At 44.7% G+C, this 26,189-nt stretch carries 3 protein-coding genes; all 3 read right to left on the reverse strand.

Annotation, left to right across the window (positions count from 1 at the left end):
- Positions 1 to 15 precede the first annotated feature (15 nt).
- Genes CTER_RS02970 through CTER_RS26745 form a run of 3 tightly spaced genes read right to left on the reverse strand, consistent with a single transcriptional unit; the run spans position 16 to position 26,151 of the window.
- Complete coding sequence (locus CTER_RS02970; RefSeq protein ID WP_004623626.1) at positions 16 to 10,548, reverse strand: type I polyketide synthase; 10,533 nt, start codon at positions 10,546 to 10,548, stop codon at positions 16 to 18.
- Positions 10,526 to 15,229 carry a type I polyketide synthase gene (locus CTER_RS02975; RefSeq protein WP_004623650.1) on the reverse strand — a complete coding sequence of 1,568 codons (4,704 nt, stop codon included), beginning with the start codon at positions 15,227 to 15,229 and terminating at the stop codon, positions 10,526 to 10,528. The genes CTER_RS02970 and CTER_RS02975 overlap by 23 nt, the downstream gene beginning before the upstream one ends.
- The gene (locus tag CTER_RS26745) at positions 15,226 to 26,151 is read right to left on the reverse strand and encodes a hybrid non-ribosomal peptide synthetase/type I polyketide synthase (RefSeq protein ID WP_004623654.1); all 10,926 of its coding nucleotides are present in this window, start codon (positions 26,149 to 26,151) and stop codon (positions 15,226 to 15,228) included. The genes CTER_RS02975 and CTER_RS26745 overlap by 4 nt, the downstream gene beginning before the upstream one ends.
- Positions 26,152 to 26,189 lie beyond the last annotated feature (38 nt).

Here is a 26,189-nt window from a genome sequence, read left to right on the forward strand (position 1 = left end):
CTATCCCCCCTAAGGTCACTCAAGATTTTTCATTCTATTCATAATTTCAGCTTCGATTTCGTCTTCTGAAAGCTGCTCAATCATTTTTAGAATTTCAGCTTCTGCTTCTCTCTCTCTGCTGTTTTTTATATCTTCAATGGCAGCAGCTGTCTCTCCAATGGTCGGTGCATTAAAGAAATCCTGCATTGGCAGCTCCACACCGAATTGGTCCCTGATCCTTGAGTTCAGCTGTGTGGCTTGAAGGGAGTCTCCTCCTATTTCAAAGAAGCTGTCATAAACACCGATTTGCGAAATACCCAGGACTTCCTGCCAGACCTTTAAAATCCTTTGCTCCGTTTCATTCTGTGGTTCCATATATGAACTTCCTAAATCAGGCCTGTCATTTACGGCATTCATATTTTCCACCTGCTTAAGCCTGCCTCTGTTTTTAAGCCATGGCCTGTTATGCTCCAGTGTAAACTGACTTACATTCCTGGGGGATATCATAATCTGATTTATATCTGTCATTGAAACTATATGCCGGAAGGCTGATATCCCATGTTCAGAGTCTATATATCCGCCATTTGTTTCTGCAGTATACTCATTTTCCTTACTCCAGCTGTCCCACTGTATCAGCTTTGCATTATTACAATTTGCCGAAAGCTTCTGTGACAGCGTGCTCATATATGGTACTAACTGTGCCAGGAAATAGCTGTCACAAGTCTGCAGCCCCCATTCATCCGGTGACATTAATGAAATAAAGTCAGGTTTCATTTTTGGAAGCACAGCTTCCAGCGAATTTAATGCAGATATATTCTGTTCAAGTTTGCTGCTTGACTCTTCAACCTCGTCATTAACCTGCTGTTGTTTTAAACCCTCTGACAATTGCAGCGGTGTGAAAATGACTCCCTGTATGCTTCCAAACAATTCCATGGCAGAATCAACGGCCTTATTTATGGAAGCTTCAGTCCAGCCGGCTGCAGATGGTGCAAAAACTTCACCGCCAAGCTGCTCAAGCTGTCTGAGCCTTTCAATTCTGAGTTTTATATCCTGCTTTTCTTTCGCTTTGACTTCAAGCAGCCATGCTTTATAATCCTCTGAGTCAAGTAACGGATTCTGCCTTGCCACAATCAATGAGTGGTCGGCATTTTCATCGCCTGCCGGGTAAAGAGTTACATCGGTATTACCCTGATCACACAATACTTTTTTCCATACCTCCGGAGCAAGCAGCGGAGAATTTGTTCTTAAAGCATTATCTGAGTAATTCCACCAGTGATCTGCCAGGCCCCATATCAGGTTTACCCAACGCCGGGGCCTGGTAGCTTCCATCATCAGCAGCAGGCCTCCCGGCATCAAAAGCTTCTCAACATTCTGAACCGCGCTGCTTATGTCGGGCTGAGCATGAACAGCATTAGTTCCCACAATAAAATCAAAGCTGTATGGAGCAAAACCCTGTTCCTCAGGTTTTTCAGAAACGTCCAGAACTCTGAATTTCATAAAGCCCCAGCCGTTTTGTACAGCTTTTTTTCGGGCATTATTTATCAAATTCTTGTTTAAAGAGGTAAAACAGTATTCTGCATCCTTATCCTTCAAAGCTTCTGCAATGTGCCAGGTAAGCCGGTCATCACCTGCGTTGATTTCCAGAAACCGCATCTTTCTGCCCTTTCCCATATTCCCAGGTTTTCTGAAATATTCAGAAATAACTCTTTGGATGTGTATTCCATTCGAGTATTTCTGTTGTACCTCATCAACAACTTCAAGAACATTCAAACCGTTATCCTGGCTGAATACAGCCATGGCCTCGGTCCTTCCAGCCAATACATCACTGTAGCTGTCAACACAGTATTTAAGAGCACTGAGGGCATTTTCAAATTCAGGAAACTTTTTCAACAGCTCTGCTGACAGGAACTCAGGTCCTGATATTTTATCCTGCTCTTTAATAAATCTTACTGTTTCTCCTTCTGTTTCAATAAAGCTTTCCTGCTCCAATACCGAGAGCATAAAACCGAAAAATTTATAATATTTAGCTGTTATTCCCAAAGCAAGCTTCAATTCATCTTCTGAATATACTACCTGCCTTTTTATATCCAGGTTTTTAGCAAAGTAACTGTATATGTACGCTGAACAAAGCCTGTCCAGCTCCGTTTCAATATCCTCCGGAACTGCTGAAGTCTCTGAGGAACCAATATTTTGTTCCCATAGCCGGTTTATTTCTGATGCACAGTCATCATTTTCAAAGGAGGATAGTGGGTATGCCGGTGCTCCGGGTGTTCTTATATCCCGGTTATCCGGTATAGCACCGCCATTGTCTATTATCCCATCCCATTCACTTTTATCAGGCAGCACACAGGGTTGTGGAAGTACAAGTCCGGCATTTACCGACTGAGCCAGATAGCGTGCGAATTCAAAGCCCATACCTGTCAAGCCGTCCATTATGAAATATGTACCCTTTTGCCTGAATTCAAATTTATCAGTACCTTGTGCTGCAGATTCATATTTAGCAGTACTTTCCGCCGTATACTCAAGTTCTTCAAAATCCGGTATCCACCTGTACCTGCCTCTGAAAGCAGCTTCAACCTCTGAATGTCCGGCGGCAATTTCAGCCAGGATATTATCAGCGGTTCTACTGATTTGAACCCCGGGCAATACATCAATGCTGCGGCAAATTATATTTTCCGAATTTCCGCTGATTGCCCTGCACATTCCCACTGCGGCTGCTTTTTCAGGTTTGACCGCCTCTTCTCCACTGATATCGGCAGTGCTGCTGGAAATAACCCATATATCCAACTTTTTGTCATTACTTATACTTTTAATAGACTGTACAAGATTCAAAACACTTAACGAACCTGAAAACCGGTACTGTTTAAAGTATTCCGCATCTCCTTCAGCCCCCGGACTTTCTGCATAATTCCACAGGTGTACCACTGCATCGGGCATCAGTTTCAGATCATTAAGCTTATTTACCAAAGCAGTAAATTCCCAGGCTCTTTCAGGCTTCAGAGTGTATGTCCGGTCGTTTTCCGCCTTGAATTCTGCTCCGGCAGTTACCGTTACCACCTCCTGGCCTGCTGCCAGCAGCCCTTGGGCTATAGCCCCTCCGAGCCCGCAAGGTTCAACGAATACAAGCCATTTTCTGCTCTTATGGGACAATGTTTCGGGTCTAAAGGAATTGAGCAGCTTGGACCGTTTCCAGGAAGGCACCAGAATCCAATTCTTTTCATCAGCTTTAAAACTTGTCTGGTGCAGCTCCGGAGATTCCACCCTGTCAACCCAGTAACGCCTGCCTTCAAAGGGGTATGTCGGCAGAGGAATTCGACGCCTGCATTCCTGTTTATTGAATTTATCCCAATCCGGGTGTTTCCCTGCAATCCAGAGCCTTCCAAGCGCTGTCAGCAAAAATGCCATATCCCCGGTTTTGTCGCTTGGATGACGTATTGTTGAGATGATACATCTTTCGATACCGTCCTTGACATTTTGTCTGGCCAGCTTTGAAAGCGTCTGCCCCGGTCCCGCCTCGATCAGTACCCGGGAAGTATCTTTCAAAATCTCACTTATTCCGTAAGAGAAAAGTACGGTTCCCCTCAGATGCTGAGCCCAGTAAGCAGGGTCCACAGCTTGGCTTTCTGTAATCCAGGTTCCTGTTACGCAGGAAATAAACGGTCTGTTTGGAGCATGCAGCTGTATAGCTGTAAATAGTTGTTTAAACGGCTCTACAACAGGTTCCAGCATACCGGAATGAAAAGCATGTGAAGTGTGCAGTTCTCTGCATTCCACCCCCATGTTAGCCAGCTTGTCTTTCAGAAGACTTATTTCTTCATAGCTGCCGGACACAACGCACTGCTCAGGTCCGTTTACGGCAGCCATTGATAAATCCTTATTCAAAAGCGGAGTAATTTCATTTTCAGCCAGTGGAATTCCCAGCATGGTTCCGCCTGGTAATTCCTGAATCAGCCTTCCCCGTGCAGAAACCAGCATTAATGCGTCTTCAAGGGTCATTACCCCTGCAAGCACCGCCGCAACATATTCCCCAATGCTGTGACCGATCATTGCATCAGGTTCCATACCCCAGCTGCACAGCATTTTTGCAGTTGCATATTCTATTACAAAAACCGCCGGCTGGGTATACCCGGTCTGGCTCAGAGTTTCCTCCGCCTGTTTTATGTCAGCGGGGCCTTCAGGGTATATGAGACTGCGCAAATCCATATCAATATACTGTTTTAATATTTCACAGCAGTTATCAACCTGTTCACGGAAAACAGGTTCCAGCTGATACAAGCCCTGACCCATGCCCGGATACTGCGAACCCTGTCCCGGGAACATGAAGGTAATTGTTTTGTTTTCATTCTCACATTCACCCGATATAATTCGCCGGGCATCCTCACCGCCCAATACATTCAGTGCATCCTCGACACTTGAACACACAAATGCTTTTCTGTATCTGAAATCCTTACGCCCCACCTGAAGGGTATATGCCATATCTGCAATATTGGCATTGCCGTTTAATTTAAGATAGTCATGGAAATTGTGCATATTGGCAGCAAGAGCATTTTCAGTTCTTCCTGAAAACAGCAGCAGCCGGCAAGGTGAATTATCTGCCGGGTTCTGACAGGGTGGTGCTTCCTCCAGTATGACATGGGCATTTGTTCCTCCAAAACCCAGTGCACTGACACCTGCTCTGCGAGGTATATCCGTTGTTTCCCATTTTTTAAGTGAAGTATTCACAAAGAATGGGCTGTTCTCAAAATCAATTTTGGGATTTGGGCTTGTGTAGTTAAGACTGGGCGGTATCATGCCATTTTTCAGAGACAATGCGGCCTTGATCAGGCCTGCTATACCGGCAGCCCTGTCCAAATGCCCCAGATTTGTTTTTACCGAACCGATGGCACAAAATTGCTTATTTTCAGTTGTGGCACCGAAGGCCTTTGTCAATGCGGCAATCTCTATCGGATCTCCCATCAGCGTACCCGTGCCGTGAGCCTCAATATATCCTATACTATCCGCTGTTATCCCTGCATTTTCAAGAGCGTTTGATATAACCTCAGACTGTCCTTCCACGCTTGGAGCGGTATAACCCACCTTCAGGGAGCCGTCATTATTGATTGCCGAACCCTTTATGACCGCAATGATGGAGTCCCTGTCTGCCAGTGCATCCTTGAGCCTTTTCAAAACAACAATTCCCACTCCGTTGCCAAACAGCATTCCATTGGCATCCTTGTCAAAAGCCCTGCAATGCCCGTCGGGTGAAAATATTCCGCCTTCATTGTACAGGTAGCCGTTTTTATGAGGAACATTTATTGTGGCACCTCCCGCCAAAGCCATATGGCACTCACCGCTCAAAAGGCTTTTGGCAGCCAGATGCACGGCTACCAGCGAGGTGGAGCAGAAGGTCTGAACCGCAATACTCGGACCCTTTAAATTCAGCTTGTAGGATACCGACGTTGTCAGAGAATCCTTGTCATTCCCTATGATAGCCTGCAGATTCCCAACTGATTCCATCAGCTTCCTGTTGGAATACAAATTGAACATATATGTACTCAGACTGGCACCGGCAAATACTCCGATAAGTCCCCTGTATTTGTCCTGGGTATACCCCGCATTCTCCAGTGATTCCCACGCACACTGCAGAAACAATCTGTGCTGAGGATCCATCATCTCGGCTTCTCTTGGATTGTAACCGAAAAATTCGGCATCAAACATATCATATCCCTCGACCATAGGTGCAGCCTTTACATAGTTGGGATTATTGAGCAGAGCGGGATCGACGCCTGCCTCAAGCAGCTCTTCATCCGAAAGCTGCGTTACCGACTCAACACCCTCGCAAAGATTTTTCCAGAATTCATCAATATTATTTGCACCGGGGAACCTGCAGGACATGCCGATAATGGCAATTTCAGAGTTTTCATCCCCGTTTGTCCCGCTATTTTCCTTTACCGGTTTCTCCGCGGATTCGTCATTATTTTCAGCCGAATCATGTCCCAGAAGTCTGGCCATGGCACTTATTGTAGGAGCCTCATAAATTACCACCGGAGCTATTTGTATATCAAATTCTCTTTTTATTTCAGCAACAAGCTGAAGTCCCGTCAGTGAATTCCCCCCCAGATCAAAGAAATTATCATTTGGCCCAAGCTTTTTGACCCCGAGAACTTTTTTCCAAATGTCAGCCACTTTATTCTGAATTTCATTCTTTGAAATGGAGCCTTTAATCTGCACTTTCCCGGCTTGATCCGCTTCATCAAAGCCTGAGCTTGTCCCATTCCCCGGGAAATTATCCTGAGAGAAGGCTTTGCTGAGCTCAATGCGTTCCTGTAAAGGTTGAGCGGAAATGATAACCTGCTGGGGCTGCGAAATTAAAACTCTCTCGAATATTTCAACGCCTTCTCTGGAGCTGATGGCTTTTGAGAGAATTTCCCGTCTCAGGGCCTTCATATTATCAGGAACCTGCGTATCGGCGGCAATACCTGTTTCCTGCCAATTATCCCAGTCCACGGAGGTAATTCTATTATGCCCTTTTGAATTCCAGCAGCCTGCGAAAGCATCCAGAAACGCATTGGCAGCACAATAGTCTGCCTGTCCCAGATCTCCCATCAGGGATTGCAGCGAGGAACAGAATATAACAAAATCCAATTCCGCCCGGCAGAAAATATCATAAAGTACCAGAGCTCCATATAATTTTGGTGCAAATACTTCCTCGGACATTTGCGGAGTTTTTTGCTGTATCATCCCGCCGCCGGCTATTCCGGCAGCATGAATTATACCGTTGACACTTCCGAATACCGACTCGGCCTCAGAAATACCCTTGCGCATTTTTTCAGCGTCGGTAACATCCGCACTTATGACAATTACCCGGGAGCCCATTTCCTCCAGTTGCCGCAGCTTTATTATTTTCATGCTGACAGAATTCTTTTCATCATGTTCTGACAGCCAATTATCCCATAAATTCTTTTCCGGCAATTCTGAACGTCCTGATAATATAAGCTTTGCCCGGGCTGTTTTTGCAAGATGCTCCGCCAGAACGAATCCTATGCCGCCTAATCCTCCGGTAATAAGGTATACTCCGTTTTTCCTTATTTTATTGTCCAGAGACCCGGTCTCCTTTAGTGCTATATCCTGTAAATAAGGTTTGAATCCATATTCCCATCGCTTTCCATCACGGTAAGCAACTATATTATCTTTTTTTAGATCATCAGACTGATTATTGATTTCAGTTAAAATAGTTTCAACAAGATTATGTTTATTTTCAACCAGATCAGTCAAAGGAATATCTATACTCCTGCACGAAATATTGCCGTATTCCTTTGGGATAACCCTGCAGGGTCCTAGTATAGTGGACTTTCCGGGTTCAATTCTTTCTTTTCCATTTACACATTGCATATTGCTGGATACCAGGCAAATATCCGCAGACCTGACATTACCATTGTTACCTATGGCCTGAGTCAGGGAAATTATACTGTCATATCCGATTTTTTTATGAAATTCAATTGTCTCTTTTAACAAATTTTCATCTGACAAATTTTCAGCACCGGTTACAGTCCAGAAGTGTAAAACCTGCAGCTTTGACTTATCTGCCGGCAAGCCTTTTTTCAACAGTTCATCAAAGTCACTGTAACTTTCAGGATTGACCATGAATTTTCTTTCATCTATATGACAGAACTGTTCTCCCTGCTCCACACTGACGACATGACAGCCTGATTTTTCGAGATATTCCGAAGTTTCTTTTCCCAGCCCGCAGCTGTCCTCAAATACAAGATAACATGTATCAGTTCCGGTCGCATGCCGTACCTCTTTTGAGGCTGACTGCAGCTCTGACTGACTCCAGACCGGCTCATAAAACCATTGGCTGATGTTCTCTGTTTTATCCAGTGTGAGTTTTAAACCTTGCTTTGAATTTACCAACCTGTCCAGAGCTTCAACCCAATAACGCTGTCTCTCAAACGGATAAGTGGGCAGTGACACACGTTTCTGCCGTTTGTTTTCATAGTACTTGTTCCAGTCGATTCCCGCTCCGCAAAGCCATAGCTTGCCAAGAGCTGTCATCAGAAATGACATATCCGATCTTTGATCTTTTGGATGGCGAAGTGAATTAAGTATTGTTGCTTCCGAGTCTTCACTTTCATTTTGACGGACAAAGGTGCTCAATGTTTGACCGGGCCCTATTTCAAGGAAGATGCTGCCTGATTCCTTCAGTAATTGCTGTATTCCAGCACTGAAGCTTACTGTACCTCTTAAATGTTTTGTCCAGTATTCAGCTTGCGTTGGTTCCAGATCCTTTATGTATTCTCCTGTTACATTCGATATATATGGTATCTTCGGTTTGTTGAACGTAATACTTTTTAAAGTGACCGCAAATTTTTCAAGTATTGGCTCTATCATTTCAGAATGAAAAGCATGGGAGGTATGCAGTCTTCTGCATTGAATATTATTTTCCTGAAGCTGTTGTTCCAGCCTGCCAACAGCTTCAAAGGTTCCTGAAACAACAGTCAATACAGGACTGTTGGCGGCAGCCATAGATATATCCTCATTGAGATATGCTTCAATTTGTTTTTCCGAAAGGCTTACCGAAAGCATTGCACCTCCCGGAAGACTCTGCATCAGCTGTCCTCTTTGAGCCACCAGCAGGAGAGCATCCTCCAGGGACAAAACTCCCGCCAGACATGCCGCAACATATTCGCCCAGGCTGTGTCCGATCATGGCCTTGGGTTTTATTCCCCACTTTATAAAAAGCTTTGCAAGCGCATATTCAACACTGAACAGAACCGGCTGTGTCATATAAGTCTGGTTTAGCTCGGCTGCTGCAGCCTCACTGACTTCTTTACCGGGGAATAATATTGAGCGGATATCTTTGCCAAGATATGGTTTCAGAATTTCAGCACACCGGTCCATATCCTTCCTGAATTCCTGCTCACTTTCATATAATTCCCTGGCCATATCCACGTATTGAGCTCCCTGTCCCGGGAACATAAATATGACGGACTTGTCACTCCTCTCCTCATAACCTGTCAAAACCTCCTGAGAATCGGGAGCTTCCAAAAGCTCAACAGCATCTGTCTTTTCTTTGCATACAACCATTTTTCTGTATCCGAAGACTTTTCTTCCAACCTTTAGTGTATATGCTATATCAGCCATACTGGATTGGGGATTCTGCTTCAAATAATCGGTCAGTCTGCAGGTTGACTCTTCCAGAGCAGCTTCCGATCTTGCTGATAACAGTAAAAGTTTACAGGGTTCTTTATCAACAACTGCCTCTGCTTTGGGTGCCTCCTCCAGAATCACATGCGCATTGGTACTTCCAAAACCAAAGGAACTGACACCTGCTCTGACAGGCAGCTTTGTATTCTTCCATTCGGAAAGCCTGGTATTCACATAAAACGGACTATTGTCAAAATCAATTTTGGGATTTGGCTTTGAGTAATTCAGACTTGGAGGAAGCATTCCGTTCTTTATGGAAAGCGCAGTTTTAATCAGGCTGGCAATACCTGAGGCTGCGTCAAGATGTCCAATATTGGTTTTTACAGAACCAATGGCACAATAGCCTTTCCTGTCGGTACTGGCGCGAAATGCGTTTGTAAGTGCGGTCAATTCAATTGGATCTCCCAGATTGGTTCCGGTACCGTGAGCTTCAACATACGAAATTGTGTCCGCCTCAACACCGGCACTTGCCATTGCCTCCAGTACAACCTTCGTCTGTCCCTCAACACCGGGCGCTGTAAAGCTTGCCTTTCTGGAGCCGTCATTATTGACCGCCGAACCTTTAATTACCGCATATATGTTGTCCCCATCATGAATCGCATCCTCCAGACGTTTTAAAACAACCGCCCCGGCGCCATTTCCAAAAACAGTTCCTCCGGCCTGGGCATCAAAAGCCCTGCAATGGCCGTCAGGAGAAGCTACTCCTCCAGGCTGGTAAAAATATCCTGTCTTGTGAGGAACATTTATTGTAACACCCCCGGCAACCGCCATCTGGCATTCTGCAATCAAAAGGCTCTGGCACGCCAGATGAACTGCCACAAGCGAAGTTGAGCATGCTGTATGAATAGCATAGCTGGGACCCTTTAAATTAAATTTGTAGGCCAGTCTTGTTGAAAGGCAGCCCAAGTCATTACCAAGAGCAACCTGCATGGTATCCAGATATTTCAAGTAATCCGGAACTGCAGCTATATTCAGCAGGTATGTATCGGTCTTTGCTCCGCTGAAGGCTCCGATTTCACCTTTATAGCTTTCGGGATTGTAGCCTGCATCTTCAAAGGCCTCCCAAACGCATTCAATAAACACCCTGTGCTGAGGATCCATGAGCTGAGCTTCCTGCGGTGAGTATCCGAAAAAGCCCGCATCGAATTTATCATAATCCTCCAGAATTGATCCTGCTTTGACATATGAGTGGTCCTTCAGAACAGTACCGTCAACCCCTGCCTTTAATAGTTCCTCATCAGTAAAGAGAGTTATGGATTCCTTACCTTCTATTAAATTGGTCCAGTATTCCCTGAGATTCTTTGCTCCCGGAAATCTGCAAGCCATTCCGATTATGGCAATTTCCGATCCATCAAGGCTTTCAATAATCTGAGAATTGTTCATCGTCCCCGCCATCCTTTTCGGTTTTACTCAGGCGCTTTCTTTGCTGTAGTTGTTTGCGCCTGTTCATTTTGTCTTTTTGGGCTTCAAATTCCGCTGCTGCTTCTTCCTGGCTTTGCAGCTCATCCTGCTGCAGCAGCTGTGCCATTCCCCTTATATTCAATGTCTGGTACAGGCTTACCGCCGGTATCTCTCTCTTCAGCAGTTTTTTTATCTGATTTACCACATGAATGGCAACCAGGGAATCACCGCCCAGATCAAAAAAGTTATCAAAAACACCTACTTTATCAAAACCAAAAGCTTTTGCCCATACCTCCGCAATAGTCTTTTCCAGATCATTTTCGGGTGCGGCGTAAGGGGTCTGGAGATTGGGACGCGTGTGGAGCTTTTCAGCTTTCAGACCGGAATCCTTCTCCTGTTCATCACCGGAATTGCTTCTGGCATTGATTTCTTCAATTCTTTCAGATAAGCCGGCAGTCGATACAATGATTTGCTCGGCTTCCGAAAGAGACAATACCATTCCGATTACCTTTTCCAGTTCTTCAGATGTCATTGCAAGCCGGGACAGGCTGGTGCTGAAGTCAGTGACAAGATCCTGCCTGCCGGCTGCTTTCCATGCATCCAGATTTATACTTGTCCAGTGTAAATTGCCATCACCGGCATTTTTATTGGCATATGCATCAATAAAAGCATTGGAGGAGGCATATGCAGCATATCCCAGGCCTCCCATAATGGTTGCAAGCGAGGATACCGCAATTGCAAAATCCGGGTTTGAGCCTTTTAAAGCATTATCCAGTAAATACAAGGCTTTTGCTTTGTACTTGAAGTGTTTTTCACATTTCTTCTTATCTGTTTCACTTATAAGACTGAAGATTTCATTTTCCTCAACCTCAGCCGCATGTATTACACCGTTTATACTTCCCAAGCCTTTAACCTCGCTGACCAATTTAATTATTTTCTCCTGGTCTGTGAAGTCAGCCGGTACTATTCTTATGTCAGGACCCTCATGTTTCAATTTCTGCAGCTCCCTGATCCTTTGACTGACAGCATCGTCGGAGGCATGTTTTTCCAGCCATTGTTCCCACTCTCTTTCATGGGGAAAGGGCAGCTCTTCAAGAATTATTATTTTTCCCTTTGTTCTTTTGGAAATATATTTCAGGAACTCAAATCCCATATTACTGGTACCGCCGGTTATTATATAAACACCCTTTTCCTTTACAGGCTCCGACTCGCCAATTTCTTCAGCTCTTATCCGTTCGAAGTCTCTTACCCATCTTTTATTCCGGCAATAAGCAATTTCCCTTTTCTCATCAACACAGGCAATTTCGCCAATCAACTTTTTGGCCAGTTCAGCAGGTTGTGACGTCATAACCTCAACATCAATAAATCTGCATGAGATATTGGCAAATTCCTGCGAAATGATCTTACAAAGTTCTGCCAGCGTATATCTCTCAGGACAATATGTACTGCCGCCTCCAATATTGAAAGAGGAATTCGAAACTGCGGCAATCTTTACAGGCTGTGATATATCAAGCTTATCCAGGGCTTGAACCAGGTACAGCATGCTGTAAAAGCCTTTGCTTTGAGCTTCTTCAAAGAAAGTGTACTCCTCCTGTCCGGCTTTACGGCTTTCATCCATACTCCATAAATGAAGGATTTCTCCGGGAAGTTCTTCCCTTGATTTCAAAGTACTGAAAAGCGTTTTATAATCCTCACTGCTTTCGAAGTTCATTTTGAAGGTATCCCGGCTTGTTTGCACGAACTCATCTCCGGCGGTAACTGTGACAACCTCACATCCATTAGCTTTAAGAATATCCGTCATCCGGGCGCCAATACCATATTCATCAACAAATATAAGCCAACGTCCGGTTCTATTTTTTTCAAACAATTTTGTAAATTTATCAGTGACAAATGAGGATTTCCATGACGGTACATAGAGCCACTCTGCCACATTGCTTATCTTCTCAACGTCTTTGCGTTTCTCATTCCGGGCATAATTCTGCACCCCCGGCTCAATCCAGTAACGCTGGAGCTCAAAGGGATATGCCGGCAGCGAAACACGGCAGCGTTCTTCGTTTTTATATATCTGTCTCCAACTTATATCCAATCCTGCCAGCCAAAGCTTGCCGAGAGCCCCAAGCAGTACGCTCATATCAGAACGGCTATCCCTGGGATGGCGTATGGTGTTAACTATGGCAATTTTACTATCACCATCCACATGCTGTTTTGCAAGTGTGCTTAAGGTTTGCCCCGGTCCAACCTCTACAAATATGGCATCCTCCTGTCTGCATAGCTCCTTCACGCCCTCCGAAAACAGTACTGCGCTGCGCAGATGCCTTGCCCAGTAATCGGGGCTTGTTGCTTCCGTTTCCTTTATCCATGTTCCGGTAAGATTTGATATATAAGGTATCTCGGGTGCTTGCAGTTCAATTCCTCTGAAGCATGCTCTGAAGTTATCCAATATTGGCTCCATCATGTACGAGTGGAATGCATGGGAGGTATGCAGCCTTGTACAGTGATTCCCCTGAGCGGATAATTCTTTCTCAAGTCCCGCTATAGCTTCGTCAGCTCCTGATAGTACACAAAGATATGGACTATTTACTGCCGCAAGAGAGATTTCGTTTCCAATATACTTTTCCATGTCTTTTACCGGAAGTGAAACCGCCAGCATGGAACCAGAAGGCAGCTGCTGCATCAGCTGCCCGCGCTTTGCCACCAGCATCAGGGCATCCTCCAGACGGAATACTCCGGCAACGCAGGCGGCCGCATATTCACCAATACTATGCCCAAGCATTGCTTTCGGTTCTATACCCCAATCCATAAGCAGCTTTGCCATTGAATACTCAACAGCAAAAAGTGCCGGCTGCGTAAAGGAAGTTTGACCCAGTTTGACTGCCATCTCCTCTGTATTTATGTCCGCCGGGAATATAACTTCTCTCAGATCCAGCCCCAAATACGGTTTAAGAATTGAACAGCATTTGTCAATATTCTCCCGGAAGACAGGTTCCTGCCGGTAAAGCTGTAAGGACATATTGACGTACTGTGAGCCCTGACCTGTGAACATGAATATTACCGGACGCTGTCTGGGTTCAAGAGAATCGTCAGCTGTAAACACTTTAGCCGGATCAACGGCCTCAAGTGCTGAAAACGCCTCCTTCAAATCACTGCAGATAACTATACGTCTATGCCTGAAAACAGTCCTTCCCACTTTTAATGTATAGGCTGCATCTGCCAGGTTGGTATCCGGGTGGTTCTTCAAATATTCGGCAAGCCTGGCAGTGGCCATGTCAAGCGCCGCCGGTGTTTTAGCAGAAAGCACCAGCAGCTGTTCCCTGCCAGTGTCGGCTGCAGGCTCAAACTCTGGCGTTTCTTCCAGAATAACATGAGCATTGGTTCCGCCTACTCCGAAGGAACTGACACCGGCTCTTCTCGGCCCGTCTGTGCTTGTCCATTTTTTGAGTGAACTGTTAACAAAAAAAGGGCTGTTTTCAAAATCTATTTTGGGATTTGGTTTTTCATAATTAATGCTGGGAGGGATCTCCCTATTCTTAAGCGCCAGTACTGTTTTTATAAAGCCTGCAACTCCGGAAGCCGAATCCAGGTGTCCAATATTGGTTTTTACCGAACCTATTGAGCAAAATCCCTTCCTGGAGGTACTTTCCGAGAATACTTTCGACAGAGCTGCAACTTCTATGGGATCTCCCAGCGATGTGCCGGTGCCATGGGCTTCAATGTAACTGACAGATTCCGGGTCAATGCCCGCAACAGCCTGAGCTTCGGCAATGACCTCAGCCTGCCCGTCAACACTTGGAGCCGTGTAGCTGACCTTGATAGATCCGTCGTTATTTATGGCACTTCCCTTAATTACCGCGTAAATATTATCTCCGTCCTCCATTGCCTCGGAAAGTCTCTTCAACACTACAATACCGGCACCGCTGCCGAATATGGTTCCCTGAGCTTTCTCATCAAAGGCCCTGCAATGTCCGTCCGGGGAGCCCAATAAGCCCTCCTGGTAATAGTAGCCTGCATTTTGCGGTACTTTTACGGTACATCCCCCTGCCAGCGCCATATCACACTCATAGTTCAGCAGGCTTAAAACAGCCATATGAATTCCCACCAGTGAACTGGAACAGGCCGTCTGAACGGTCATGCTGGGGCCTTTCAGATTTAACTTATATGCAACGCGTGTGGTCATGAAATCCTTATCGTTTGCGGTAAACACCTGAAAATCACTGCCCGGCCTGAAAAGCTCCCGATTTGAACAAAGATTGCTCAGCAGATACGTATTCCATGCAATGCTTCCGTAAACTCCTATTAAACCTTCATATGTAGAAGGGACATATCCTGCATCCTCCAGAGCCTGCCAGGACAGCTCAAGAAAAATTCTCTGCTGCGGGTCCATTATTTCAGCCTCTTTAGGTGAATATCCGAAAAAAGCCGCATCAAACTTTTCTACATCCTTTAAAACGGGAGCTGCTTTAATGTAATGACTGTCGCTTAATAATGAAGGCTCTATTCGTGATGCAATCAAATCCTCATCAGTAAAGTGAGTAACGCATTCAATACCGTTTCTCAGGTTTTTCCAGAATTTCTCCAGATCTTCTGACATGGGGAATCTGCCTGACATTCCTATAACTGCTATATCCTTCTCTCCGATTAAGTCCGGGTTGATTGGCTTCTTCATCTTCTACTCTCCTTTGACTGGATTTTTCTCCGGTTTAATGCTTCGTTCTTCTTCTCGGCACGATTTCTTGTGTGTTCAAAGGTCTGCTGATTTTTCTCGGGGCTGAGGAGCCTGGACATAAGGCTGATTGTGGGGGCTTCGAAAATACTGACTGTAGGAAGTTCCTTACCCAAAACTTTTTTAAGTTCGGACACTACCTGAATACCTGTCAGAGAAGTCCCTCCAAGCTCGAAGAAGTTATCATTGATACCTATCTGATCTATTCCGAGCACCTTCTGCCAAACACTGCCGATGGTCTGTTCCAATTCATTTCCCGGTGCAATAAATGCACTGTTGATACTAGGCCGGGCGTGAACAGGCTGGCTTATCTCAATCGAAGCTATTTCACCGGCAATTGTATCTCTGTTGAATGAATTAATACTTTCAATAACAGAGGTCAGGTCTCTTGTTGATATTACTACATTTGGCACCGTACAGCCTGAAAGTACTCTTTCAAATGCCGCTATAGCTTCTTTTGACGATAAACCTCCATCCAGCGGCCACTGTGCTTTCTCCGACAACCTTCCGTAAAGCGGATTGGCAGCGGCTATTAACCCCTCACTTTCTATTTCTTCTAGCTTGCCTTCTGCAAAAGAGTTATTCAGAGAAGCAGTAAGCTCCTGATTGACTCTTTTCATGGTAAATCCGGCAATATCAACAAGTACTGTGCCGTTTTCATCAATTATGGATATATCACAGGTTATGGTATCCTTTTGGCTTTTTGGTCCTTTATCCTTAAACCTCACATATCCGTACATTCTGGCAGCCATACTATCGTTAACAGTCAGCCTTTCATAGGCCAGAGGCAGATAATTCCCATCACCTGCAAAACGCTGAACAAAGCCTGTTGCTACATCCATTACAGCAGGATGCAGTTTCATATGCTCCATATCGCCCAGGAACTCATGAGAAAGCTCCAGCACCGTTAAGGCTTCGTTTTCACCGAAGTATATCTTTTTAAGATTATTCCACCTTGGACCGGTGCCCACAAACCTTTCAGCTTCTCCGACAATATCATTTTTATTGACTTCCATTTCCTTTATATTGCAGCGTGAAATAAGACTATCAATGTCGTACTGCTTTAAAGGCTGTTCCTCGCAGCTTCTTATCTTTCCTGCGGCATGCGGCTGCCACGACATTGTTTTTCCGTCCCGGGAAACAAGTCTGCTCATTACTTTAAACTCAAAAGCTTCACCTTTCTCATCAAGTATGGTAAGAGCTTCCCTTGTCTCATCCATATTAACAACAAGAGGTGCCATGAATGCAGTTTCGGAAATTTCAATGCCTTTGCCGACTGCATGTTTTTCAAAGGCAGCTCTTACCATTTCAAGATAGGTGGTACCCGGTACCGTCGGCTTGCCTGCAATGGTATGCTCCGATAATACCCAATGTTTTTCAACCTGGAATGAAGTGGAATAAACATCCCTGTTAAGTGTTTCAACTATACATTTGTCCAGAAGAGGATGATGAACCGGTGTAGTACTCAAAGAGCCGCCTTTCTGGTGATCATTTGTTCCTCCGGCCTGAGCAGCCATCCCCACATCTTTCCATCGGTCCCAACAGATCGATATATATCTGGTTCCTTTTCTTGCGGCTTTATTTACTGCAAATGCATCAAGAAAAGCATTCGCTGCAGTGTAATCAATTTGTCCGAAACCTCCTATAACAGAATTTATAGATGAACAGAGCACAAACAAATCAAGCTTGGTATTTTCCAGCGCTGAAGCAAGTGCGGTTAAACCCTGCACTTTTGGGAGCAAAACCCTTCCTGCAGCTTCCCGGGTTTTCAGCTGAATAATTCCGCCGCCCGGCAAACCAGCTCCATGAATAACTCCATTTAAATCACCATAGGTTTTTACTGCAAAGTCAACACAAGCTTTCATTTCTTCGGCGTTTGAAACATCGGCCGAAAGCACCGAAACCTTTCCGCCCAGCTCTTCAATCTCCTTGATTTTATTAATTTTGAGACTTGTTTCATCCTGCACATCATGCCCCGAAATCCATTGTCCCCATTCTTCTCTTTCAGGAAATACCGAACGGCCTATCAGTATAAGTCTGGCTTTCACTCTTTCAGCCAGATAACCGGCAAGCTCCAATCCAACTCCGCCAAGGCCGCCTGTTATGAGATACACTCCTTTTTCCCGCAAATTTTGAGGAATTCCGGTGCTCTCACCAATTTTAGCTGTTTCGTAGCTCTGAACCCAACGTTCGGCTCCACGGTAGGCAACTATTTCATTCTGGGGTTTTGACAACAGTTCGGCAATAATTTGTTCAGCCGCATCCTCCCGCCAACTGCAATCTGTACATGCCGTACCTATATCTATGCATCTGCAGGATACCCCCGGATATTCCTGCGGTATTACCTTCAGAGGACCTTTAAGAGCGGCCATGACAGGATAGATAATATCCCTGTTCTCAACTTTTTCCATACCGTTTGTAATAACCTCTATTCTGATAGGATTTCCGGCAGGGTATTTTCCCGCCGCCTGTGCAATATACATTAGACTGTAGAAGCCTGCATTCAAGCCCTCGTCAAGAGCACCCATAGGTACAACTTCTTCAGTAAGGCTCCAGAAATGAGCTATTGCACCGGGAAGCAGATTTTCTTTTTCCAGTTCTTCAAAGAGACTTGTGTAATCCTTCTTTTCCAGAGGATTCACTGTGTACTGTGAAGCTGATACTTTATCGAATTTATTGCCTCTTGCAACCGAGATGACATTTATATTTTTATTAATCAAAAGTGACGCAGTCTCAACGCCTAATCCCCAAGAGTCCGTGAAAATCAGCCAATTTTCAGTAGTTCTTTCAGCTTGTTCAAGTACCGGCGGCATTGTCTTTTTCCAGGACGGAATGTAGAACCAGTCGGCCATATCATTGATTTTATTCAAAGTCCTGTTGTTTTTATCGGGTTTATTTTTATTAACTTCAATATAATAGCGCTGTCGCTCAAATGGATATGCAGGCAGTGGAATTCTGTATCTTCTTTCGTTTGAGTAATAGTTTTTCCAGTCAATTTCAACTCCTGCCAGCCAGATTCTTCCTACGGCATTCAGAAAGTATTCTTCATCGGCCCGGTTCTCCCTGGGATGGCGTATTGAGGAAAGTATCGCATGTGTATTTCCTGAACCGGGCTGCTGCCTTGCCAGAGTGCAAAGGGTTTGTCCGGGGCCGGCCTCCAGCAATATTCCATCCGGCTGCTGCAAGAGCTTTCTTATGCCGTCAGCAAAGCGCACAGTACCGCGTAAATGACCTGCCCAGTATTCAGGATCAACAGCATCGCTATCTGATATCCAATCACCTTTCAGATTTGAAATGAACGGAATTTCAGGTGAATTCATTTTTATCCGGGAAACTATTTGTCTGAATTCATCCAAAACCGGCTCCATCATGACTGAATGGAATGCATGGGATGTATGCAGGCGCTTACAGGCTGTATCAAGTTGAGCAAGCTGCTGCTCAAGTTCATTAATACTCTCATGGGTCCCGGATACCACACATAATGAAGGGCTGTTGACTGCAGCAATAGAAAGCCCTTCCCTCAAATATTGAATTACCTTTTCTTCCGGCAGTGGCACTGCCAGCATTGAACCCGGAGCCGCAGACTGCATCAGTCTCCCTCTGGCTGCCACCAGCTTGAGTGCATCCTCCAGTGAAAAAACCCCTGCAATGCACGCTGCAACATATTCTCCTATACTGTGGCCTATCATTGAAGCCGGATATATTCCAAGCGACATGAAAAGCGCTGCTGCAGCGTACTCAATTACAAACAGAACCGGTTGGGTTATAGCTGTTTGCTGAAGTTTTTCCCCATGAATTCCAGTATCGGCTTCTTCCGGATAAATCAATTCCAAAAGATCAAAGCCAAGAATAGGTTTTAAAATTATACAGCATCTGTCAACTGTTTCCTTGAAGACAGGTTCGCTTTGATATAATCCATGTGCCATATTGACATACTGGGCACCCTGGCCCGGAAACATAAAGGTAATTGCCGGATTCCTGACGCTTGAATTTCCATTAATCACTCTTTGAGGGTCAAGCGCTTCCAAAACAGCAGCTGCATCCTCCGTATCACGGCAAACGGCAAACCTTCTACACTGCATTGACTTTCGTCCTGTCTGGAGAGTGAAAGCAGCATCTGCCAGTTCAACCTCTGCATTCTTTTTTAAATAATTGGAAAGGTTCAAGGAAGCAGTCTCCAATGCGGTTTCGGTTCTGGCAGAAAGCATAAGAAGTTTCCAGGGCCTGACTTCTCCGGATTTTATAATATCAGGACCCTCCTCCAGTATAATGTGTGCATTGGTTCCGCCAATACCAAAGGAACTGACACCTGCCCTGCGCGGGTTGCCGGTTTCGCTTGCAGTCCAGTCCGACAGCCTGTCATTTATACAAAATGGACTGTCTTCCAAACCCAGCTGTGGATTTGGTGATTTAAAATTCAAACTCGGAGGTATGGCTTTATGCTTCAAGGCCAGAGTTGTTTTGATAATTCCCGCCACTCCGGCAGCTGTATCAAGATGACCGATATTCGTTTTGACCGAACCTACCCTGCATTGCTGCTTAAGCTTTACATCTCTGTAAGCTTCTTTTAAAGCTGAGATTTCAATGGGATCTCCCAGAGGCGTACCGGTACCATGTGCCTCAATATATCCTATGGTATCGGCAGTTACACCCGCGTTTATTAATGCCTCGGCAATAACCTCCGACTGGCCGACCACACTTGGCGCGGTATACCCTATTTTCGAGGAACCGTCATTATTAATGGCCGTTCCTTTAATGACTGCATGAATATAATCGCCATCCGAGATTGCAGCCTCCAGACGCTTCAATACTACAATGCCAACTCCGTTGCCAAACACCGTCCCCTGTGCTTCTGCGTCAAATGCTCTGCAGTGCCCGTCCGGTGACGGAATGCCTCCCTTTTGGTATATATAGCCCTCGGTCTGCGGCGTCTTTACTGAAACACCGCCGGCCAGCACCATATCGCATTCTCCGCTTATGAGGCTTTGCTTCGCCAGGTGGATGGCAACCAGTGAACTTGAACAGGCGGTTTGCACATTTATGCTTGGCCCCTTCAGGTTAAGCTTGTAGGAAACTCTTGTGGGAACAAAATCCTTATCATTGCCAATAAAGGTCTGATAAGTACCCAGTGAGTCAATAAGTCCGTTTTCCGAATACAAGTTCAGTAAATAGTGGTTAAGTCCCACCCCGGCGTACACTCCTATTTTTCCTTCAAAACGGTCTGGGTTGTAGCCGGCATTTTCAAGTGCCTCCCATGCACATTCCAGGAACAGCCGGTGCTGTGGATCAAGGATTTCTGCTTCCCTGGGACTGAAGCCAAAGAATGCGGCATCAAAGTATTCGGCCTTATCAAGTATAGCTCTTGCCTTTACATAATCGGGATTATTCAGTAAAGCTGCATCAACCTCTGCTTTACTAAGCTCTTCATCATTAAAGAAGGATACGGCTTCGACTCCCTTTGACAGGTTGTCCCAAAATTCCTCCACATCTTTTGCCCCCGGAAATCTTCCCGACATACCGACAATGGCGATGTCCTCCTTTTTAGTTCCATAGGAAAGCTTGATCTTTGAATTATTTGAATCCTTTTTATCCTGTTTTCCATCAGTGTCCAAAAATCCTGCCAATGACTGAACTGTTGGATATTTGAACATGTCAACCATTGTTATCTCCTTGTTGACTTGTTTCTTAAGGAGATTATAAACCCTTGACAGGAGCAGGGAATGGCCTCCGATATCAAAGAAGTTATCTTCAGTTCCGATATTTTCTATGTGAAGTACTTCCCTCCAGATTTCAACAATCATTTTTTCAATGCTGCTCCGCGGATTAGTATTTCTTTTTTCAACGTTATCTGCTACAACAGCTGTAACAGCACCTGCTAAAGCTTCGGGCACCGGAAGTGACAGCCGGTCTACCTTCCCGTTGGGAGTTAAGGGCAAAGCAGTCATTTTGACAAAGGCAGACGGAATCATATACGAGGGAAGGTCCTGTTTCAACAGGTTTCTGAGTTCAATATCAGCCGGTACCGTCTCATTCCCGCAGGTGTAATAGGCTATAAGCTGCCTGTCACCTCTATTTACCTCTTTTGCTGCCACCACTGCTTCATGTATATCAGGATGTCTTGCCAACAACGCTTCAATTTCGCCCAGTTCTATGCGGAAACCTCTGATTTTAACCTGATTGTCGACTCTTCCTAATGCTTCAATGTTTCCATCAGGCAAATACCGTCCTAAATCGCCTGTACGGTACATTTTATAATTCCGGCCGTTTTTGAAAGGATTATCAACGAATCTTTCAGAGGTCAGTTCGGGTCTGTTCAAATATCCATCGGCCAGTCCATGGCCTCCGATGTAGATTTCACCGGTAACACCAATGGGCACGGGTTCCATATTGCTGTCCAGGATATATATTTGAGTATTTAAAATGGGGCGTCCGATTGATATTTGCCCTCTACCTGATTTTACATTCATTATTGTGGACCAGATTGTAGTCTCTGTCGGGCCGTACATATTCCAAAGACATCCGCATCTTTTCAGCAGTTGATCTGCAAGCTCCCTTGGCATTGCCTCGCCCCCGCACAGAATCTTTAGTTTACCATTGCCATTCCATCCGGCATCAATAAGCATTCTCCATGTTGCAGGGGTAGCCTGCATAACAGTAATATTATTCCTGCTGATTTCGCTGATCAGTTCATCGGCATCATATACTGCCTCTTTGCTTGCAATAACCAGACCTGCCCCAGCAGACAGCGGTAAATACAGCTCCAAACCGGCAATATCAAAGGATAAGGTAGTTACTGAGAGTAAATTATCCCCTTGTGTCAGTCCGGGTTCCTTCTGCATGGAAATAATGAAATTCACCAGTGCTCTGTGTGATATCTGTACACCTTTGGGCTTGCCTGTCGAGCCCGAAGTGTAAATAACATATGCGGCATTATCCTGCGATACATCATTTTCGGGATTCTCTGAGTTCTCATCTGATACTTGTACACATAAAGCATCAAGGTCAGTAATTTTCACAGGAATGTCCGATGCAAAGGCAGAAAGGTCACTACCTGTCAATAACAATGGCAGCTTTGAATCCTGAACCATATAAGCCAGCCGCTCAGCCGGATATGACGGATCCAACGGTACATAGGTTCCTCCGGCCTTAAGTATGGCCAATAGTCCCATAAGCATATTTAACGACCTGTTTATGCAAAGCCCCACTAATGTACCCGGACCAACCCCCTGTTTTCTTAAATAATGTGCCAGCTGGTTGGATTTTTTATTCAACTCCAGATATGTAAGCCTTTCATTCTTAAAAGTTACTGCAGTTTTATCGGGAGTCTTTCTCACCTGTTCTTCAATCATCTGATGAATGCAGGATTGCGGATAGTCACCTTCAGTTTTATTCCAGTCTGTAAGAACCTTTTCCCGTTCCTTTTCATTGATTATCTGCAATTTTGAAACAACTTTATCCGGATTGTTTGAAATATCCATAATCAGAACTTCAAAGTTCCCTGCAATTCTCTCCACTGTTGAAGGGTAGAACAAATCCGAGTTATATTCCAATGTAGCCGCCAGACCATCCTCTGTTTCAGCAAAAGCTGCAGTCAAATCAAACTGGGAGGTTTTTTGACTGATTTCCGCAGATCTGAGCGTAAGATCCCCCAGCTGCATCTGTACATCAGGCATTCCAAGAGCAAATGGGGTAAGTCCTTTATCATTAAGTACATGTGCCTTCTGCAGCACAAACATAGCCTGAAATACAGGAGAATAGGCGGTTTCTCTTTGCGGTTGAAGCCTTTCCACCAGCGTAGGGAACGGAAAACGCTGATTACTGAATGCTTCCAATACCGTTTTCCGTGTTGCTGAGAGAAATTCTGAAAACTTTTGATTATCAGCATATTCAGATTTAAGAACTACCGGATTTATAAAATATCCGACTACCTCCGAGAAGGCAGCATCCTCTCTTCCTGACGTGGGTGATCCGACCAAAACCTGGTGTTGGCCTGAATAGCGGTGCAGCAGTATCTCATATGCAGCAAGCAGAACCATGTAAAGTGTGGCACCGTTCCTTTTGGCAATTTCTTTAAGTTTTCCGGCAATTTCATTGTTGATTTTAAATGATATGGTTTGTCCCTTATAGGTTTGTACCGGCGGCCTCTGTTTGTCGGTTGGAAGATTTAGTACGGGCAGCTCCCCACCAAGCTGATTTTTCCAGTATTTCCATAAACGTTTTCCCTCTTCTCCCTGTAGGATTTTTTCCTGTTGTTCCACAAATTCAAAATAGTCGTATTTAATTGGAGCAAGTTCAGTCTTAACACCGCTTTTTTCCTCATTGTAAAATACCGCCATATCGTTTAATATTATTGATAACGACCAGAAATCAGTAATTATATGATGAACAGATATGAGCATCAAATGCCTGTTTTCTGAAGCTGTAAATAAACATACTTTGAAAAGCGGGCCTTTTTCGAGATCAAAAGGTTTGTTGGATTCCTCGAATATTCTTTTTTCCAAATAATCCTGATTCCAAGCCGAAGCATCCTCAACCCTAAATAAATTTCCCGGTATGTCATAGATATGTTGAACCGGTTCACCGTCCCTATCATGGAAGGTGGTTCTTAAAATGGAATGGCGTTCTGCCAATCTGTTGAAAGTCCTCTCAAGCGCATGAACATCAAGACCTGTATCAATCCATACCGCTCTTGTTATATTGTAAACTATATTATCCGGCTGCACCTGCTGCAAGAACCAAAGAGCTTTTTGCCCTCTTGACAGCGGCCTTTCAATAAACCTGTTCTGTTTGGGAATGACATTGACATTCCCAACGTTAGAAGCTGTATCTCCAGGAAGTTCCAATGCTGCTTTTTGAGCAGCAATATTTGAAACCATTTCGTTAAAACTTAAGTCAAAGAAGCTGCTAAAGGTAATTTGTATTCCAAATAAAGCCTCAATATTGTGCATAAGTTCAACTACCTGAAGAGAATCCAAACCGTAGTTGGCTATGGGCTGATCTTCATACAGCATTTCGTTTTGAATCCCAAGTTTTGCTGAAATCATTTGCCTTAATAAGGACTTTATATCATTACTGCTTTCATTATAATTATAATCCTGATATTCAGATTCATGTACCGAACTAAGCTCGGATCTCCATTCACAAACAAGACTTAGCTCATTTGATAAAAATGCCGCTTTATTTGCACGGCGCTGTATTTTGCCGCTTGAGGTTTTCAGGATACTCCCGGGCATTATCAGTTCAATAGCATAAACCTGCAGTTCATGATTTTCAGAAATATTTCTCCTGATTGCAGCTAAAACCTCATCCAAATTTTTATTGCGGTACTGTCTTTCAACCTCCTGAACAATTACAAGCCTCTCTTCCCCGCCGGCATCAATTGAAAACGCGGCGCCTCCCGCTTGCCGGCATGCCTCATGACATTCTTCCACTGTGAATTCTATATCCTGGGGATAATGATTTCTGCCTCTGATAATAATCAGATCCTTCAATCTGCCTGTGATGAACAGTTCACCCTGTCTGAGAAAACCCAAATCACCGGTTCTTAAAAAGGGGCCCCGGCCATCCTTCAAATATGCTTTAAAGGTATAATCCGATTCTTCTTTTCTGTTCCAATAACCTTTTGCCACGCTGGGGCCGGATAGCATTATCTCCCCGACCAGATTTTCAGGGCGTTCCTCAAACCTTTCCGGGTCTGAAATTACTATTTCCTGTTCCAGCCAGACATGCCCGCAGCTGACGAACTCCTGTCTATTTTCATTATCTGATTCGGTTTCAATAATATTGTTTTCTGCAAGGGCTTTTGAATCAACACCAACAATCACTGGCGGGCTATTTCTCAAAAGCCCTGTAACAAACAGAGTCGCTTCTGCAAGTCCATAGCAGGGATAAAAATTATTTTCATTAAAACCGCGTTCTTTAAATATTTTGGCAAATGAGGCAAGAGTTGAACTCCTGACAGGCTCGGCGCCGCTGTAGGCTACTGTCCAGCTGCTTAAATCAATTGTCTGCAGCTGTTCGGGAGTTATGGTCTTAACGCACAGGTCATAACAGAAATTTGGCCCTCCGGTGGTATTTGCCTTATAATCCGATATTGCTTTGAGCCACCTGTAAGGTTTTTGCAGAAAGGCTGCCGGAGCCATAGTTATACATGTGGTTCCAAGATAAACAGTCTGAATTACGTTACCGATCAGACCCATGTCATGAAATAGCGGCAGCCAGCTTAAATATATTGTATTTTCAGTGTGATTGTACGCTTTTTTTATCATTCTTTGGTTATGAATGAGATTACCATGACTTACCATAACACCTTTGGGCGCCCCGGTTGATCCCGAGGTATATTGAAGAAATGCAATGGTTTCGCTGTTTATTTCAGGATTTACCCAGTTATCTGCGAGGTCTTCTCTGACCTGGTCGGTAACAATCCATTTCATAAGTTTCAAATCGGGCGCCATCTCAAACCTTTTTTCCATGCCTGAATATACTGCTTCCTCAGTTAAGACTGCAGCTGCGCAGGAATCGGATATAATGGACTGCAGTCTGGGCATTGGCCGGTTAACTTTAGGCGGATACGCGGGTACGGCCATCACTCCGGCATAAAGACAGCCAAAAAATGCTTCAATAAACGCCAATCCAGGCTGATAAAGCAGGAGCACCCTGTCACCCTTCTGTGTACATGCCTGCAGTTCAGCACCAATAGCTCTTGACTGTTTGTCAAGCTGCTGATATGTAAAGCTCGGCCCCTCAACTTCCCCGTCTTCGAGAAAAATAAATGCTTTCTTATCTATCTGCTTTTTGGCCCGGTATTGCAGCAGTTCAACCAAATCAGAAAAATCAAATCCTGCTTCTTTTTCAGATAAGCTCATTACAACCTCCATTTCGCCGCAATTGCGGCGTCACAAAT

Source organism: Ruminiclostridium cellobioparum subsp. termitidis CT1112 (assembly GCF_000350485.1).
In the GTDB taxonomy this organism is placed as follows: domain Bacteria; phylum Bacillota; class Clostridia; order Acetivibrionales; family DSM-1351; genus Ruminiclostridium; species Ruminiclostridium termitidis.

What these genes read in the sequence shown, in the direction of transcription:
- CTER_RS02975 (WP_004623650.1), bottom strand. Translation starts at nt 15,229, where the DNA reads ATGAAGAAGCCAATCAACCCGGACTTAATCGGAGAGAAGGATATAGCA.
- CTER_RS26745 (WP_004623654.1), bottom strand. Translation starts at nt 26,151, where the DNA reads ATGAGCTTATCTGAAAAAGAAGCAGGATTTGATTTTTCTGATTTGGTT.
- CTER_RS02970 (WP_004623626.1), bottom strand. Translation starts at nt 10,548, where the DNA reads ATGAACAATTCTCAGATTATTGAAAGCCTTGATGGATCGGAAATTGCC.